The sequence below is a fragment of the Brasilonema angustatum genome (assembly GCF_059505445.1).
Genome location: NZ_JCACKO010000156.1, coordinates 59,311 through 76,504 on the forward strand (window position 1 = coordinate 59,311; position 17,194 = coordinate 76,504).

Sequence of the window (17,194 nt, forward strand, 5' to 3'; positions counted from 1 at the left end):
GGGAAGTGAGTTATCAGGGTGCATCTACCAATTCTATGTTCTATGAATAACTAAGTAAATAAATATATTTTTTGTAAAAAATAAATGTAATCCCAGTTTCTGGTAGCTGACGAAAAAAGTGAGTTATCAAGATGCATTGATCATTTGTGTGTTTGATAAATAACTATATATTTTGGAAAAAATGCGCGAAAATTAAAGCTATAGTTGTGTGAGTCAGAAAAATCCCCTAGTGACCGAAAATCTACTAGGGGTCAGTTATCAGGGTGTATCTACCAATCTTATGTTCTAGAGATAACGACTTTCTCCGGATAAATTCAGCAAAATAGGGGAAAAAAGATTTTGCTTTTATCTACAATGAAAAGAAGGCAGAAGAGAAAAGAAATAAAAATTTTTATCAGTGGTTCTGTAGTGAAATTTGAACTTTCACTAAAAATAAAAAAAACCCCAAGTAGCCGAAAGTCCACTAGGGGTGTCAGTTATCAGGGTGCATCTACCAATACTATGTTCTATAGATAACGACTTTCTCCGGATGATTTGGTCTAGAAAAAATAATTGAGATTTTTTATAAGTTATCAAAAAAACTCATAGGGTGTGAACACATTAGTAAATGTTCAGGAGAAAATTAATTTGGATGTAGAGGTGTCGGTAAATGATTTTCCCCAAAAGATCCGAAACCCCTCGACTTCTAGCATGAGAATAAAATCAGTAAAGACAGAAAAACTCCCAAAAGGTGTTAGCCTACATGGGAGTAAAGATCAAGGTGCATCTACCAGTAAGAAAGTTCTGGGCTAAACTGACTAGATCCGGATAAAGTTATGAAAGAAGATTGGTTCAGAATTTAAAATTGTAGTACAAGAACTCAATCTATGGGATGTAGTTTTATGAACAAAGAATTTTTTCTCTGGGATACTCCAGAGGTTGAAGCAATCAGAGCGAGACTTTTAAGCTAGTCCTAGAGAAGACAGCATGAATTATGACTCGTGGACCGGTGAATCCTTACAGCTTAAAGCTGATGAGCAAAACAACACGAACCAGAAACAATCAGTGCCAGGATGCATCTAAGGTATAAGAAAAAGCAAAACATCGACTTGAAACTTTCAGGTTTCAAACCAGATTTAGGAGGCAAACAGGAGCAGTTGTGACCCAGGAATTTCACATTTCCGTAACCCCAGTAGGGCAAAATGACTACTTGGTGCGCACGGAACAAGTCGCGCCTGGGGTGCCATTAGCAGAAGAACTGGTGACTTGGCCTGTGGCTGATTGGTTGACAGCGGCGGGACATTTGATGAATGACCCGTTGAAGTCGGTGCTGCAGGGAGATGCTCTAGCACGAAACTCCGTCAACTTGGTAGCGTTGGGTCAGCAACTTTATAATGCACTGTTTCAAGGCACTCTCAGAGATAGTTGGATTACGGCACAAGGAATAGCCCAAAACCACCAACAGGTGTTGCGTTTGCGATTAGGGCTCAAAGATACTAAATTAGCACGTCTACCTTGGGAAGTCATGCATGCAGGCGATCGCCCGATTGCGACTGGACCCTATATCGCTTTTTCTCGCTACCAAAATGGAATTGGTAGAACGTCTCGTTTGCCGTCAACAGGTATGCCAGCACCAGCAGAGGAAGGCGGGCTAAAGGTATTGATGGCAATTGCTTCTCCCACAGATCTCGTGCGTCTAGATTTGCTCAAACAAGAAGCTATCAAACTCCAAGCGGAACTTCAACCTGGCGAAAGTGGCAATTATCTGCCGCACATAGAGCTGACCCTGTTAGAACAACCAGGGCGAGAAGAATTAACACAAGCCCTAGAACAAGGACGATACCACGTTCTGCACTACTCTGGTCACAGTAACATAGGTCTTAACGGTGGAGAAATTTATCTTGTCAGTAGCAGAACAGGTTTAAGAGAAACCCTCAGTGGTGACGACTTGGCGGGCTTGTTGGTCAACAATAACATCCAAATGGCAGTGTTTAACTCCTGCCTGGGAACATATGCAGCGACCTCCTCTGGTGCAGTAAGAGACACAGGGGAACGTAATTTGACAGAAAGCTTGGTCAGGCGGGGCATCAGGAGTGTTTTGGCGATGTCAGAACGTATTCCTGATGAAGTGGCACTACTGTTAACACAATTGTTTTATCGCAACCTTTCTCACGGGTATCCTGTGGATTTGTGCGTGAGTCGGATGCGCCAAGGATTGATTGCTGCCTATGGTTCGCACCAACTATACTGGGCACTACCAACTCTTTATATCCAGCCAGGATTTGACGGCTATCTTAGCCCAGAGATATCCTTACCTCAAGGTGAGGAGTTATTTAACGAGTACAATCCCTCTTTAAAGACGTCAGCAATAATTTACTCAGATCAGGCAAACGACGCCAGTATGCCTTTACCCCTTGAGGATATGTTACCCTCATCTTTGGCAAGAGACTCATTCGATGATCTAGACTTGCTAGGGGAACAGACCTGGGGCGACCTGATTGATGAAATTGAGTACGATGACCCAACTTATGAAGAGGATTCAGCGATTGTTTCAGATTTGTTCCGCCAGCTAGATAAACAAAAGACATCTGAGCAATCTTCCATGAAAGCGGAACTTGTGCAATTTGGGGAAGATAGCCTTGATGACAAAGAAGTTTCAGGTGAAATAGCTTCGCTAGAAAATGATACCGGGATGTGGGAAGAAGTCCGTGAAGCCGCATCCAATGGTAGACAGCAGGGCGCAGATCCTCGCGAAGTTGCCTTCAATAGTGAACTGAGTCGCCAAGAAGATCTGGACTTGGAAGAAGACTGGGAAAACTCGAATGTCCTGCCATTAGCTCAAACAACCACCATTCGGCGGACACAAACAGCAAAACCAAAACAAGGCAAACGTAAAGTCTCGCGGGGTAGTATAGGAGTTAGTGCGATCGCCCTTGCAGGAACGGCACTTTGTGCTATAGCAGCCGTTGTCGGTTTCAACTGGTGGTCGCACAATCAACCAATACCGCTCATTCGTCCTGAGTCTCAACAACAAAGCTCTAACAGCCCACAAGCCAATTTTAAAACGACTGAAACTAAAGTTGTCACTGAAATTGCCACCGACAAATTGAGTCAGGGGGACTTGCAAACAGGACTCGATGCTGTGGAAGAACTGCTTAATCGTAATGTACTTCCTAACGCTCAAGCCGCCCTTAACGCCATTCCTGAACAGTTTGCAGACAATCCATCAGTCTATTTCTTTAAGGGGCGATTAGCATGGCAATTTATCCAGACAGGAAACAATAGATATAGCGTCGATGATGCCCGTCGTTATTGGGAAAGTGCGCTCAAGGCTGAACCAGATTCAATTTTGTATAATAATGCTTTAGGCTTTGCTTACTACGCACAAGGTAATCTTAACCGAGCAAATGACTCTTGGTTTAAGGCGTTGAGTTTTGCAGTCAGAGAGCAGCAGAGTAAATCTGCTGCTTCTGCGACAACATTTTTACCTTCAAAGCCAGTCCCTCGGGATGCTTTAACAGCTTATGCTGGGTTAGCTATTGGTTTGTATAAAACTGCAAACAACCAACCAAATGGAAAACGCGAGCAATATCTGAATGAAGCCATTAAGCTGCGTCAAATGATTGTTAGAGATGATCCAGTGAATTTTGAGGTCAAAGAATTGACGAAAAATTGGCTTTGGACCGAGAATACTTTACAAGATTGGAAAACACTCCTCCAATTAAAAAGCCAGCGTTCCATACTTCAAAATTGACCAAGAAAGAATTCAGAACGGGTTGCGCCCGTTCTAGGTTTTGACCTATGTGTTCTTCTTAAGATATTTTTGACTAATATTCTCCATCATCTTTGAACGTGGCAAAATAAAAACATATGAAAGCGTAGACCAACGTATCAAGGCTACGCGAGAGCCATATTTGTCACATGAGCTATTGCTTAAATCCCAATTGCCCCAACCCTGTTAACATCAATAATGAAAAATTCTGCCACACGTGTGGTTCCAAGTTACTGCTCAAAGAGCGCTACACTGCGATCAAACCAATAGGACAGGGTGGTTTTGGCAAAACCTTCTTGGCTTTAGATGAGGATAAGCCATCCAAACCACGCTGCGTCATTAAGCAATTCTACCCCCAAGCTCAAGGTACCAGCACAGTCCAGAAAGCAGTAGAGTTATTTACCCAAGAGGCAACGCGCTTAGATGAGTTGGGCAAGCATCCCCAAATTCCAGAACTCTTGGCTTATTTTACTCAAGATGATAGGCAGTATCTTGTACAAGAATTTATCGACGGACTGAACCTAGCCGAGGAATTGCAACAAAAAGGTGCTTTTAATGAAACTCAAATTCGGCAACTGCTGAATGATTTATTACCAGTGCTGCAATTTTGCCATACCAGACAAGTCATTCACCGAGATATCAAGCCAGAAAATATTATTCGTCGTACAGCCACCAAATCAAGCAACGGAAATCTGGTTCTGGTAGATTTTGGTGCTGCGAAAGTTGCTACTTACACAGCTTTAAACCGAACAGGAACCAGTATTGGGAGTCCAGAATATGTTGCTCCTGAACAAATCAGAGGAAAGGCCATTTTTGCCAGTGATATATACAGCTTAGGTGTCACCTGTGTTCATCTGTTAACTCAACGCTCTCCTTTTGACTTGTACGACATTAACAACGACGCTTGGATTTGGCGACAATATCTCACGACGCCAGTTAGCAATGAGTTGAGCCGTATTTTAGACAAAATGCTAGAAAGCATTCCCGTTCGGCGTTACCAAACTGTAGATCAAGTTCTCAAAGATTTAAATCAAAAATCGCAATTACCTCCAACACCCGTCGTTTCAGTAAAACCTGTTACTCCATCAACACCTGTTTCCACACCTGTTTCTACTCATCAAGCGAGGAGTCAAATAGACACAGAATTAGACGAAATGAAAACTCTATTTCTTCAAGGTGGAAAATCCAAAAGCAATAAGGTTCATAATGTTCAGCCTCAACCACAAACACCCCAAACGAATGTTAGTAAAAGCAAAATAGATGAAGAATTGGAAGAATTAAAGGCTAAGTATAAAAAAGGTGAATGATTGATATATTGTCAATTATGGAATTTTATATATAGGACTCGTTTTTGATTTTTGACGAAGCTAGGTACACTTTTATTGCTTCTTAAGCGTTCCCTGTTCCCTGTTGCCTGTTAAGCGTCTCTACTTTGTGATTCACCAAATCAAATCGGATTCCTATAGTATTTAGGACTTACGTATTAATAAAGTGGTAATACAATGATTCTTTGAGATTGGTGTCGTCTACTCCAGGGATTGGGCAATAAATTGTGCTGATTTTTCCATTAACGGATTATAAGCACTATTGTAGATATCAGCAAAAAAACCACCCTTGGATATGACACCTGCTACAAATTCTTCAAACGAACCCCCAAAGCTGCAACGCAATACGCTGCAATTGCGCCATGCGATCGTCATGGCTGTCGCTGCAATGTCTCCGGTGGGTGCCATCTTTTTTAATTCCATTCCCCAAGCAGGACTCGTCGGTGCAGCAATGCCGTTGTGCTACATCATTGGTTTTGGGGTGGCTTTGCTAGTTGCTGATCAAATCAGCATGATGGCAGCCGAGTTCCCCACGAGCGGATCGTTGTATACCTTTGTGACTCAGGGATTAGGAGTAAGCTGGGGCTTTCTCGCTGGCTGGTTGAGTTTAATTTCCTTTGGCGTAACTATTGCCTTTGTCTTTCTAGTAATGAGTGCGAATTTTCAAGAACTCTTGCTGCACTGGTTTGACGTACACCTAAACTGGACATTATGGTATTGCTTGTTCGCTTTGATCGTGGGGGCAGTGTGTTATCGCGGCATTCGCTTCTCGCTGCAATTGGATCTGACGCTATTGATGTTTGAACTCGGCGTTTGTCTGTTGCTCGCGCTCATCGTACTCATGCAAGCTGGCAAAACCAGACAACTGACACTCGTACCCTTCACGCTGACGGGACTACCACAGCACAGTAACCTGGTTGCTGGCGTCATTTTGTCCATCCTCAGTTTCGTCGGGTTTGAATCGGCAACCACCTTGGGTGAAGAAATTCAAAATCCCCGACAGTCAATTCCGAAAGCGACGGTGATCACCCTAGTGTTAGTGGGCGTGTTCTATGTACTAATGTCATATGTGGCAACGCTGGGATATGGCATTCATAACATGGCAGCCTTTACCCAAGATGCTGCCCCCTTCGATACGATCGCACGTCACGTTTGGGGCAATGGGTTCGCCTTATTGATTGATTTTGCTGGAATTATGGCAGGATATGCCAGTGCCGTTGCTTTTCTCAACGCTGCTGCTCGAATTGTCTATGCCGTCAGTCGAGAAGAACTATTTCCCCGTTGGTTAGCGCACATTCATCCCACCTATCGTACACCGACAAATGCCATTTTCGTGTTGAGTGGCAGTTCTGCTTTTGTGGGGCTGGGGTTGGGAATGCTGTGGACACCGATTCAGGCGTTTGGTTTTCTGGGAACAGTCTTAACACTGGCGGCTCTAGCGATCTATGGATTGACTAGTTTGGCGTGTTTTCGATATTTATCGACAACACGCCGCACTCAGTTAAAGCAAAACTCTACACGCTTTGGTTGGTTGCGTCATACTCTGCTACCTTGGCTTTCGATGATCACGATTAGTGGTGTTCTAGTTGGCACGCTTTATCCCCCTCCACCAGCACCACTTCACTTCGCACCAGTTGTCGTCTTAATTTGGCTATTGCTGGGCATTGGAGTGTTAAGGTTCCTGCAAATTCACAAACCTGAAGCTATTCGTCGGGCAGGTAGACTATTTGTCGTTGATGAAGCTGAAACCCTCAGTTAGAACAATGTAGTACAGACTTTTTAATCCTCCTTTGTCACTTTCAGCAACTCAGTTGTCAGAACTGATGAAATTAAACAGATTATTTTATAGCTTTGTTGGACGCCATTTGCGGCAGCAGGGGCTTTGGGGTTCTAAAGGGCAGGAAAACCCCGCCCCTACAAAAATGATCTGCGCCTTATGCAATTGAAAAAAATGACTCTGAGTTTTTCAGAGTCACCCGCAAAATTTTCAACTAAAAATCTCTAGCCATTTGAAGAGGTTGGAGGTGTAGTTGGTAGTTTAGCTTCCAATTGTCTTGGTGTTGAAGTTGACGCGGACTGCTCAGAAATTGGCGTCCATTCTGTGTGGAAGGCACCAGGCTTATCCAGACGCAGGTAGGTATGCGCCCCGAAGTAGTCGCGTTGAGCTTGTGTGAGGTTTTGAGGCAAGCGATCGCGACGATAGCTATCGAAGTAATCCAAAGATGCACTAAATGCTGGCACTGGAATTCCCAGTTTTGCTGCTGTTACCAACACGTCACGCCAAGCATCTTGTCTATCGAGAATCGTCTGCTTGAATTCAGGAGCTAATAGGAGGTTAGGCAGCGCTGGATTTTCACTAAAAGCCTTCTTAATCTTGTTCAAAAATCCAGCACGAATAATACAGCCACCCTTCCAAATCCGCGCCATTTCACCCAGATCCAATCCAAAATTATACGTATGCGACGCGGTAGCTAACAAAGCCATTCCTTGAGCGTAAGAACAGATTTTCGAGCAATAGAGGGCATCCCGCACTTTGTTGATAAACTCTTGGGTATTTCCCTCATACTTGCCAGTTGGACCTGTCAGGATCTTGGATGCTGCTACGCGCTCTTCTTTAAAAGAAGAGATAATGCGGGCATTCACCGCTGCTATGATTGTCGGAATAGAAACTCCTAGTTCCAACGCAGTCTGTACCGTCCAACGTCCAGTCCCTTTTTGACCTGCGGCGTCAACAATCAAATCTACCAGAGGTAAATTTGTTTCTGGGTCAATGTAGGGGAAAATATTTGCCGTAATTTCAATCAAAAACGAATTGAGTTCGTCCGTAGTGTTCCATTCGGCAAAAACTTCATGGAGTTGATTATGGTCAAGTCCAGCAGCATTTTTCAGTAAATCGTAGGCTTCTGCAATCAGCTGCATATCGCCGTACTCAATGCCGTTGTGTACCATTTTGACGTAGTGACCTGCACCACCAGGACCAATATACGTCACGCAAGGACCATCATCGACTTGGGCAGCAATTTTGTTAAAAATTGGCTCCAGATACTGGTAAGAGCTTTGCGTACCTCCTGGCATCAGTGAAGGACCATTGAGTGCTCCTTCTTCACCACCGCTGACGCCCATACCAATGAACCGAAACCCAGCGGGTTCTAGTTCTTGGGTGCGTCGATCCGTATCTTCAAACCAAGAGTTGCCACCATCGATAATAATGTCACCTTCGTCCAGCAAGGGTTTGAGCTGACCAATCACTGCATCTACAGGCTTACCTGCTTGCACCATGATTAAAATTCTTCTGGGACGTTCCAAGGAAGCCACAAACTCTTCTAAAGTAAAAGCAGCTTTAACGTTTCTTCCTTGGGCACGCTCAGCCATGAATTTATCAGTTTTGTCTCGCGAGCGGTTGTAAACTGCGATTGGAAAGCCGTTACGCTCAACGTTTAGAGCGATGTTTTCACCCATAACAGCTAAACCAATCACACCAAAGCTTTGCTGTGTCATAAAATTCTGGCTAACTCTTGCAGATTCTCTTTATCTTCAAGGGTAATCCGAGATTTCTGCTTCTCTCCTAAAGAAGACATTAAGACTTCTTAAACATACCCAAAATATTGAACCAACACAGATAAAAAATTTTAATTTGTATCTGATTCAACAACTTTCTGGCAAAATTTGCAAAATTGAGATATCTAGTTAAACGATGGGGAACTAGATACTTTTGAGTGAGTACTTCTACTCGCAATTCCTCATCCTCAATCCCAAATCTCTAGTGAAATGACACAGTAAGGAGTAACCACAAAATGCTGGCATATATCCTAGCGTTGACTGTCGGTCTTGGAAGTGTAGCGCTTTACATAGCAGCTTTCTTTTTTCCCGAAATCCACCGTAAGAATGATTTTATTTTGAGTGGTGTAGGACTGTTCTACGCCTTAGTCTTATGGATATTTGCCCGAGGCATTACTGGGGGTCTTTTGCTGGGTCATGTGGCTAGTGTGGCTCTTTTGGGTTGGTTTGGCTGGCAAACACTGTCGTTACGTCGTCAACTCACACCAAAGATACAACAAACTCAGATACCCAGCACTGAAACAGTAAAAACAAACATTCAACAGCAAGTCTCTGGGTTGTCGCTTCCACAAAAACTTGTTCAATTGCCAAAAAGTATTGTTGGTAGTTTTTCCGGGCTGAAAAACCGAGTCCAAACTGTAGATAAAAAGACACCTCAAAAGTCTAAAACGGCACAAACTCCTGCATCCACAGGCAAATCAAAGGTTGAGGTTGTTGATGAACGCACTCCCATAACAGAGCAACCAGCAGTTACCCCGCCTGCTACCACTGATACCGAAGCAAAAACCCCAACAGCAGAAGCAACAACACCTCCAGTGACGGTAGAGGTGATCCCGCAAGCAGTCCCACCAAATCCCCCATCGCCAGAATTGGTGGAAGCGGCTCAAGCACACACGGAAACTGAGGAAAAAACACCGCCTCTTGAGGAAGTAGCACCCGACGCTGAACTTGCTCCTCCAGCAGAAGGACTTCCTGAGCAAGTACCACCAAATCCTCCAAGTCCAAAAAATTAATTAGCAAATGTTACCAAAAAACTACCGTCACTCACGCCTTGTAAAAGTGTCGGTAGTTCAATTCTCAAACATGATAAACAGAGGGCTAGTCCAAACTTTGGAATCATCAACCTGACGACCTGAAATATAGATTGGCACAAAACCGTGAGGACTCGACTGAGGTTCTACAGTAAAACTGCCACTAACATCTGTTGGCATAGGAGTTGCACTCAAGCGTTCTACTGCAATGAAAAGTTCTGCTCCTCCCAATTCTTGCCGCAGAATTCCTTTGTTGAAAAGGTCTTTGCCAGAGAATTCCCACTTAAATTCTGGGCAATGGATATAAGGATTGCGCCGTAGTGGACTTCCCACCTTAATGTAACTATCGATTTCAACATACAGTTGGAAGTGAGCATGGAGTAAATCAGATAGTTCCATTTCAATAGAGTCAGAATCTCCGTAGGTATCAGAGCAAAACTCTAGTTTCAGTTCACCATCTCGTCTAACATATTCCTCTGGATGTTCTAGACCATGAGCTCGATAGTTGTGAACTAATGTATGAGAAAATTTTAAGGTTCCATGCCATGCAGCCCAACGATAGCGGTCTTTAATTCGTGAACCACCCCAGCGCAGGCGAATTTTATTTGCAGCGTAACCTGCTTCAAGTTGGAGGTTACGATGCCACACTAAACCATTATGGGTATGTGCTGCAATTTCGTCCCAACCAGTAGTACCTAGCAATCGATAGTGAATCGTCACTGAATCGGATGCAGTAAATTCATCTCCTTGAATGTGTGATCCCGACCAAAGCAAAGCAACTAAGCGATCGCCCGTTGTCGCCCAGGTATGACGAGAACGCAGCGCATGATTAATATCCAACTTTGTCAGCGAAGGAGAAATCACCCCCGTTAGTCCACCATTGACTCCAAAAACCGCTGTCCCAGGAACACCACCGCCACAACGTCCGCGATGTTCATCGCCATTCGCTGACACCCCAACCTTATATCCTCGACTGATAGCATCTTGGTAAAACCAAGGGAAGTGTCCCCAAGCGGAACCAATTTCTATCAGACGTTCGAGTTTGGGGTGATGCCAGTCTAAAATGGCACGTCGTCCGCCTATGTGGGGGATAAGCAGGTGCTGTTCTGGATTATGAATGTATCCAGCGTAAAGCTTATCTACGGGCCAAGCCCCAGGAAGCAGTTGCTTTGCTTTCATGTCTTCATTCCACTCAAAAGAGCGAAGCAGCTTTCCTTGGCGATCATAGGGAAAGAGCACTTCGTCGCCTAAGAAAACAATATTGCGATCGCCCCCCGCTGCTGAATTTCCACACCATTCTGTACCGGGATAGCAAAGAAACTCGCCTTCTTGCGTCACCTCCCGGCATAGCTTTACATCTTCCTTCCACCGCTCCTCAGTAATATTAAAATCATTCGCCGTATAACCCAAAACATCCAATCCTGCCACATCTCTACCGTAGGCAAAATTATACTCCGTACTATTCGTTCCTATTGTGTTGTTGGAGTGGACATGAAGGTCGGCAAAAAACGCACGAGGATAAGCCTGGTTACTCTCTGCTGTGATCGGAGTGAGAGCGCTTTGTAACTCAGTTCCTACTAAAGTAGCTTGTAGTATTGTTTCTTCATCAGCATCCAGAGTCAAGTTGGTTTTTACCACCGCCCAACCTTGCTCTGGTATGTTAAATATTTGCTCACGTTGTGTTTTACAATCTGTTAACTGCAGTTGTCCTCCTAAAACCCAACAAGTATTGCCCCAAACATCTTCTATACGTATTCGTGCAGGGAATGGTACCCCCGTCTTAACCAGACGTGGAGTCACAATTGCCAGTTTGGCTGGTAGTCCTGGCACAATATCAATCACGACATCACCAGGAATTTCGGCAAAGCGAGAGGTGCCAACCGGGTCAATGTAAGCACGGAAGCGGAAACCTTGCTCAACAAAAGTTTGTACTCTTGTTCCTGATCCACCAGCGCGGCGATCGCCCAACCGAATCAAAATATGATCCCCTGGTTTGATGTAACCATCGACAATATCTACAATAATCGCCTTCTGATAAGGACGTTCATGTCCCTTCTGGTCAAACCGAACTTTAAGTGACTGAACCGTTGCGGGACTTTCACCAGGAAGACAAGGGCGGGCTTGATATTCTGCTGAAAGATAGTTAGCCCCCTTGGGATCTTCCGTCTGAAACAGTCCCCAGTCTGAGTAAAATTTGAACGTTACTTTTATCCAAGCACCGTCTGCAATACCAGAAGCACCGACTTCGTAATCAAGTAGAATTTCCTGCCAACTTCCAGCCTCAATTTGTCGAGTTGAACAGTGCAAACGACCCAGAAACGGTAAGCTGCTGACATACTCCAGATATCCCTGGGGATGAGTATACTCTCCGAGCAATGAATCAAGGTTTTGGTTTGATATGTAGTCTTCCTGAGTCATTATTTTCACCGTATTGGTACTAAGCCTGCTTTTTCAACAAATTGTTGACCTTCTTTAGACAGCAACAGATTAGCATAGGCAACTCCGGCTTGTTCATCACCTCTACCGTCCCGGCGAATGATGATATACAAGTACCTGGTTATCGGGTACGAGCCATCCCGGAACGCTGCCATGTTGAGTTTATGATTATCAGTTGTGACTGATACATACTTGTTGCTGTTACCAGCAGCCAAGGCTACAGGACGAACCGTCTGCTGAGTGGCAACTAGCATTGCTGCGCCGATACCAATTGCTCCTGGAGTAGAGGCAACATCACGAACAAGTACAGTGTAGTCCCGGCTGGAGCGTACTTTAGGGCTAAGATTGCCAACATTTGAACCAAGAAGTGTTTTGAGTAAAGCGGTGGTTTTAACGTTGATACTAAAAGGGACAATCGGCAAGTCTGGTCCCCCGACTTCTTTCCAGTTAGTGATTTTGCCCGTGTAAATTGCTTGGAGTTGAGTCACCGACAGTCCAGGAATGGAAATATCTGGATGGGTATAACAGCCAAGCCCATCAATGGCAACTGCTACCTGATCCAATTTAAAACTCTGCTCAATTGCTTGTTTGTACTCAGCATTCTCAAGGGGACGACCGGACAGAGCAAAGCTCAGTTGACCTTTGAGCAGCATCTCAATTCCTTTACCAGTACCAGGTTGGTTGTCAATTGGGTCAGTGTAGCGTAGGACAAAATTCGGGTAAGCCTGGTTAACAGCCTTGTGTGTACCTTGAGCAACTAAAGATGCAAAAATCAGGGAACCACCAAAGTTGAATGTACCGTTTGGCACCTTCGGAACTTCCTTCATGGAAGTGTAATATTGGATGTCAGAAGAGGTGTTGGCAGAAACTTTCTCATTGCTGAGAGTTGCTGACGATTGAACTTGCTGCCAAAGAAAGTAGCCTCCTAGACTAAAAAGCAGCAAGATTATGACTGATAAAGTAACCTCACTCTTGAACAGTATAGAGCTAGTCATTCTCTGTGTGCTAGGTACTGAAGCAATAACAAGGGGCTTACCGCACCTTTGACAGTATTTAGCTGTTTTAGGATTTTCATCATAGGTACACGAGCCACAGATAATGTTTCCCTTGGCATTTGATCCGTTCGTATTCATCTAATTCCTTGAAGATGTATTTTGTGAATTACGGAATAGCAAAAACAAATTCTTTGTTTGCCAGTTATTGGCAATGGGCTTTTGTGGTAGACGCCCCAAGATTTGTCAGACTGATGCCGTAAGCACAACATTCACCAAATTATGGGAATCAGCTTGGGCAATGAGGAAATATATAGCAGAATTCAGAACTCACAAGTCAGGAGTCAGGATGAGCGCTAGCCATGCAGGAGGTGACGACAACCGGCTGCGGGAGGGGAGCGACTGCTCGACTAAGGTTTCCCTCCGTAGGCGACTGGCGGAGCGCGTTAGCTCCGGCCCCCTTAGGGGCTAGCGGAACCGCTCTTCGCAGCGTGCCCGCAGGGCATAGGTTCTACCCGATAGCCCTAAGGCGTGGCGTTAGCCATAGGGCGTTGAGGTTCCCAAGGCACGTTTTCGGGGGAAGCTTACCCCGAAAAGCTGCCGCCCCATTGTAGCGACTTCGGGGCTTCTAGCCCGCTTCGGTCACAAACTAGGGAGCAAGATGCTCCCACTACTGTTTTTTTGCAAAATTGAGATGCTCCCAAAAGACTTAGATTCTGGCTTTTAAACAAAGCGCGTTGTACTTCATTTACTTGCAATGTGCTGTATTGCTTCCCTACTTTCTTCTACTAGGGTCATTTTATCTGCGAAAGTTGTGTTTTTCACATTCTTCCATAATTATTTGTCTATTCCTTAGGTTATAAAATAATGGCAATATTTGATATCCGTTGGTAAGAAATTCAAGGAATATTAACACAATCTTAAATTTTCTCTGCCTACGGTAAGGCTGATATCATGTTGAAATGAGCACTAATTTTCTCTGCCTACAGTACGCCTGATATCATGTTGAAATGAACACTTATAAAAAACGAAGAACCTCACCCACCCAATTTTTCACTATAAAATCCTATTTGATTTATGAAAATTGAGAGACATAGATCCCCTACTTCTTTAACAAGTCGGGGATCTTGTTTTTCACAAAGGATTTAGGACTGCTATATAGGCTGTTGACAAGTGAGCGATTGTCTAATTCCTGTGATTTAAGATTTGTGAAGGGATAAAATCTCTTGGTCTTTCTACTGTTCGCAGCAACTCTTGTCCAATTAAGGTCAATAATGCTAAGAAAGCTAGAAGCGACGCACAGGCGAAGGCGGCAATTGTATCGTATTCGCTATAAACTCGTTCTATATGTAATGTTAGCGTGTTCGTTTCTCCAATCAATTTACCTGAGACAACCGAGACGGCTCCAAATTCTCCAATTGCCCTAGAGGTACAAAGTATCACTCCGTAAAGTAACGCCCAGCGAATAGAAGGAAAAATCACGCGCCAGAAAATCTGCCAGGAATTTGCTCCGAGTGTTTGCGCTGCTTCCTCCTGTGCAAGTTCCATGCTTTGCAACGTGGGTAGTACTTCTCGTATCACAAACGGAAAGGTGACAAACATAGTTGTCAAAATCATCCCAGGCAGAGCAAAGATAACTTTTATATTTGCAGCTTCTAACCAAGAACCAAAGATACCTACGGTTTGGCTGTAAAGAAGGATGAACATTAAACCGACAACAGTAGGTGAAATGGCTAATGGCAAATCGATAATTAAGAGTAACAGAAATTTTCCGGGAAAGGAGTACCGCGCTAGAATCCAAGCAATTAAAATCCCAAAACCAGTATTCATGGGAACCGCAATTAAGGCGATCGCCATAGTTAAAAAGATGGCATGACGAGCTTCTGGTGTTCTAATTCCTGTCAAATAAGCTGAAATACCTTGAGCAAACGCTTGATAAAAGATATTCAATAAAGGAAAAACAACGGCGATCGCTAAGAAAGATAAACCAATAGCAATCAACAAATAGCGTCCCCAAGGAAATGATCGTTGCTTTGCTTGTAAGCTACCTCTCATACCGCCGACTCCACCATTGCAAGAGATTGGTACAAATCAAAATGACTAGAGAAAACAGCAAAAGCACGATCGCCACCGCCGTTGCACCGCTATAGTCATATTCCTCCAATCGACGATAGATGTAGACAGAGCTAATCATTGTTTCATAAGGAATATTACCTGAAATTATCAAAACGACACCGTACTCCCCAACAGCACGCGCAAAAGCCAGCGTAAACCCTGTCAAAATTGCAGGTAATAATTGCGGAAAAATAATTCGCCAAAACGTTTGCCAAGCATTTGCTCCCAAGGTATGTGCTGCTTCCTCGACTTCTGGTTCAATCTCCATGAGAACGGGTTGCACGGTTCTGACGACAAAAGGAAGCGTTACGAAAACTTTAGCAAAAACAACTCCCAGCACAGATGAAGTCAAGTTCACCTGCTTGATACCAAGCTGTTGTAAACTATTCCCTAAGAATGTTCCAGGATCAAGGTAATGTCCGAGAACACCACCAGAACCATAAAGAGAGACTAAAGCAATTCCAGCAACTACAGCAGGCATGGCAAAAGGTAGATCCACCAAACCGTCTGCTAAGCGTCTGCCAGGAAATTCATAGCGTACGAGTATCCAGGCAAGAATAACCCCGAAGACGCTATTAATTAGGGCAGCCAGTATAGCAGCACCAAAGGAAAGTTTATACGCTTCCACAGCAACAGGAGCTGTGATCACCTGCCACAATTCTTGCCAAGAGCGTTTGGAAGCTTCTAAGAAGATGACGCTTAAGGGCAGAAGAATAATAAAGCTAATGTACGTCAGGGCTAAACCCTGCAAAAGTGATCGATTAAAGCGCTGAGTCGATAGAGTCGAAGAGATAGCTGACATTAAAACTACCGCTTTCGAGCTTCTACTTGAGCAGAGTCAAACAACGCGCCATCTGCAAAAAGTTTCTGATTCACAAGCTTCCAACCGCCAAAATCAGCAATTTTATAGAGGGTTTTTACAGACTTGTACTGGCTGGCATTTTGTTGATATGCTTGTTGCTCATTTGGACGATAGCCTGCTTGAGCATAGATTTGTTGACCTTTGGGTGAGAACAAAAACTTCGTAAATGCTTCTGCAACTTCGCGAGTACCTCGTTGATCCACAACCTTGTCAACAACAGTAACGGGAAAATCGACCTGGATATTACTTGCTGGCACAATGTAAGGATAATCTTCAGGAATCACCTTGTTGGCAAAGATAATCTCGTTCTCAAACGTGACGAGTACATCACCAATTTTGTTTTTCACAAACGCATCTGTCGCCTCTCGCCCACTACTCACCATCGTCTTAATGTTTTTGACGAAACCTTTGAGATAATTTTGTGCCGCCTGTTCTCCTTGAGACTTGAGAATTGAGCCGTAGCCTGCTACGACACCCCATCGAGCATTGCCACCAGTTTGAGGGTTAATTGCTACGATAGATATACCATCACGAGCAAGGTCTTTCCAGTCCTGAATTTTTTTGGGGTTTCCAGGTCTTGTGACTATAACCATAACTGTGCTTGCGGGGGAAGCTTGATTGGGTAATCTTTTACTCCAATCTTTGCTGACAAAGCCTTTTTCGACCAAAGGATCTAAATTGCTTTGGAGATTTTGAGCCAATATGTCAGCTTGCAAACCACCCAAAATAGCTCTGGTTTGCGCTCCAGAGGGACCATAGGATTCTTTGAACTTGACATCTTGACCGGTTTTTGATTTCCACTCCTGCTGAAATGCTGGAATGGCTTTTGCGTAAAACGCTTTAGCCACTCCATAGCCAACCAAAGTTAGCTCAACTGGTTCCGAACTTTTGGTAGCAATTTTTTGGATTTGATTGGTTGTTAATGCCTGGTTTTGATTGATATTGCGCGTTTGAGTGCAAGCAGGGATTAGAAACCCAGCAGAAAACAGCAAGGCGCGTAATGCAGAACGCCTTCTCATAAATAAAGCTCCTGATAACTCATAAATTAAGATGCTATGACTTTACAACAGAATGTAGGTAAAAATTTTCTTAAAATCTTACAAAAATCTTAGTTGAGAAAGTGA

9 protein-coding genes and 1 pseudogene are annotated in these 17,194 nt (G+C 44.0%); 4 read left to right on the top strand and 6 right to left on the bottom strand.

The features are described from left to right. The first annotated feature begins 1,138 nt into the window (after window positions 1-1,138). The 3 genes from hetF (at window position 1,139) to AC5JM2_RS34960 (ending at window position 6,835) form a co-directional block, all read left to right on the top strand. Window positions 1,139-3,733, top strand: coding sequence for a cell division protein HetF (hetF, locus tag AC5JM2_RS34950; protein WP_495840656.1), 2,595 nt, complete (start codon window positions 1,139-1,141; stop codon window positions 3,731-3,733). A gap of 167 nt (window positions 3,734-3,900) precedes the next feature. Then, a complete protein-coding gene (locus AC5JM2_RS34955) occupies window positions 3,901-5,058 on the top strand; it encodes a protein kinase domain-containing protein (RefSeq protein WP_495840658.1) in 1,158 nt (385 codons plus the stop codon). Window positions 5,059-5,371: 313 nt separating this feature from the next. Continuing rightward, window positions 5,372-6,835: an APC family permease gene (locus tag AC5JM2_RS34960; protein WP_495840660.1), complete on the top strand. Its 1,464-nt coding sequence runs from the start codon at window positions 5,372-5,374 to the stop codon at window positions 6,833-6,835. Window positions 6,836-7,155: 320 nt separating this feature from the next. Here AC5JM2_RS34960 and gnd read toward each other — a convergent pair. Then, a pseudogene (gene gnd / locus AC5JM2_RS34965) lies at window positions 7,156-8,574 on the bottom strand (NADP-dependent phosphogluconate dehydrogenase); the annotation flags it as partial. 296 nt (window positions 8,575-8,870) lie between these two features. On the opposite strand from gnd, the gene AC5JM2_RS34970 reads away from it, so the two are divergent. After that, on the top strand, window positions 8,871-9,647 hold the full coding sequence (locus AC5JM2_RS34970) for a Ycf66 family protein (protein ID WP_495840662.1): 777 nt from the start codon (window positions 8,871-8,873) through the stop codon (window positions 9,645-9,647). A 57-nt stretch (window positions 9,648-9,704) separates the two neighbouring features. Here AC5JM2_RS34970 and AC5JM2_RS34975 read toward each other — a convergent pair whose 3' ends face one another. The 5 genes from AC5JM2_RS34975 to AC5JM2_RS34995 all read right to left on the bottom strand — a co-directional run bounded on the left by AC5JM2_RS34975 (window position 9,705) and on the right by AC5JM2_RS34995 (window position 17,089). Further along, window positions 9,705-12,083, bottom strand: coding sequence for a DUF3604 domain-containing protein (locus AC5JM2_RS34975; protein WP_495840664.1), 2,379 nt, complete (start codon window positions 12,081-12,083; stop codon window positions 9,705-9,707). A gap of 5 nt (window positions 12,084-12,088) precedes the next feature. Continuing rightward, window positions 12,089-13,096: a PstS family phosphate ABC transporter substrate-binding protein gene (locus AC5JM2_RS34980; RefSeq protein WP_495840666.1), complete on the bottom strand. Its 1,008-nt coding sequence runs from the start codon at window positions 13,094-13,096 to the stop codon at window positions 12,089-12,091. 1,182 nt (window positions 13,097-14,278) lie between these two features. After that, window positions 14,279-15,148 carry a sulfate ABC transporter permease subunit CysW gene (gene cysW, locus AC5JM2_RS34985; protein ID WP_495840668.1) on the bottom strand — a complete coding sequence of 290 codons (870 nt, stop codon included), beginning with the start codon at window positions 15,146-15,148 and terminating at the stop codon, window positions 14,279-14,281. Further along, window positions 15,138-16,010 carry a sulfate ABC transporter permease subunit CysT gene (cysT, locus tag AC5JM2_RS34990; protein WP_495840670.1) on the bottom strand — a complete coding sequence of 291 codons (873 nt, stop codon included), beginning with the start codon at window positions 16,008-16,010 and terminating at the stop codon, window positions 15,138-15,140. The genes cysW and cysT overlap by 11 nt, the downstream gene beginning before the upstream one ends. A gap of 5 nt (window positions 16,011-16,015) precedes the next feature. Continuing rightward, window positions 16,016-17,089 carry a sulfate ABC transporter substrate-binding protein gene (locus tag AC5JM2_RS34995; RefSeq protein WP_495840671.1) on the bottom strand — a complete coding sequence of 358 codons (1,074 nt, stop codon included), beginning with the start codon at window positions 17,087-17,089 and terminating at the stop codon, window positions 16,016-16,018. Window positions 17,090-17,194 lie beyond the last annotated feature (105 nt).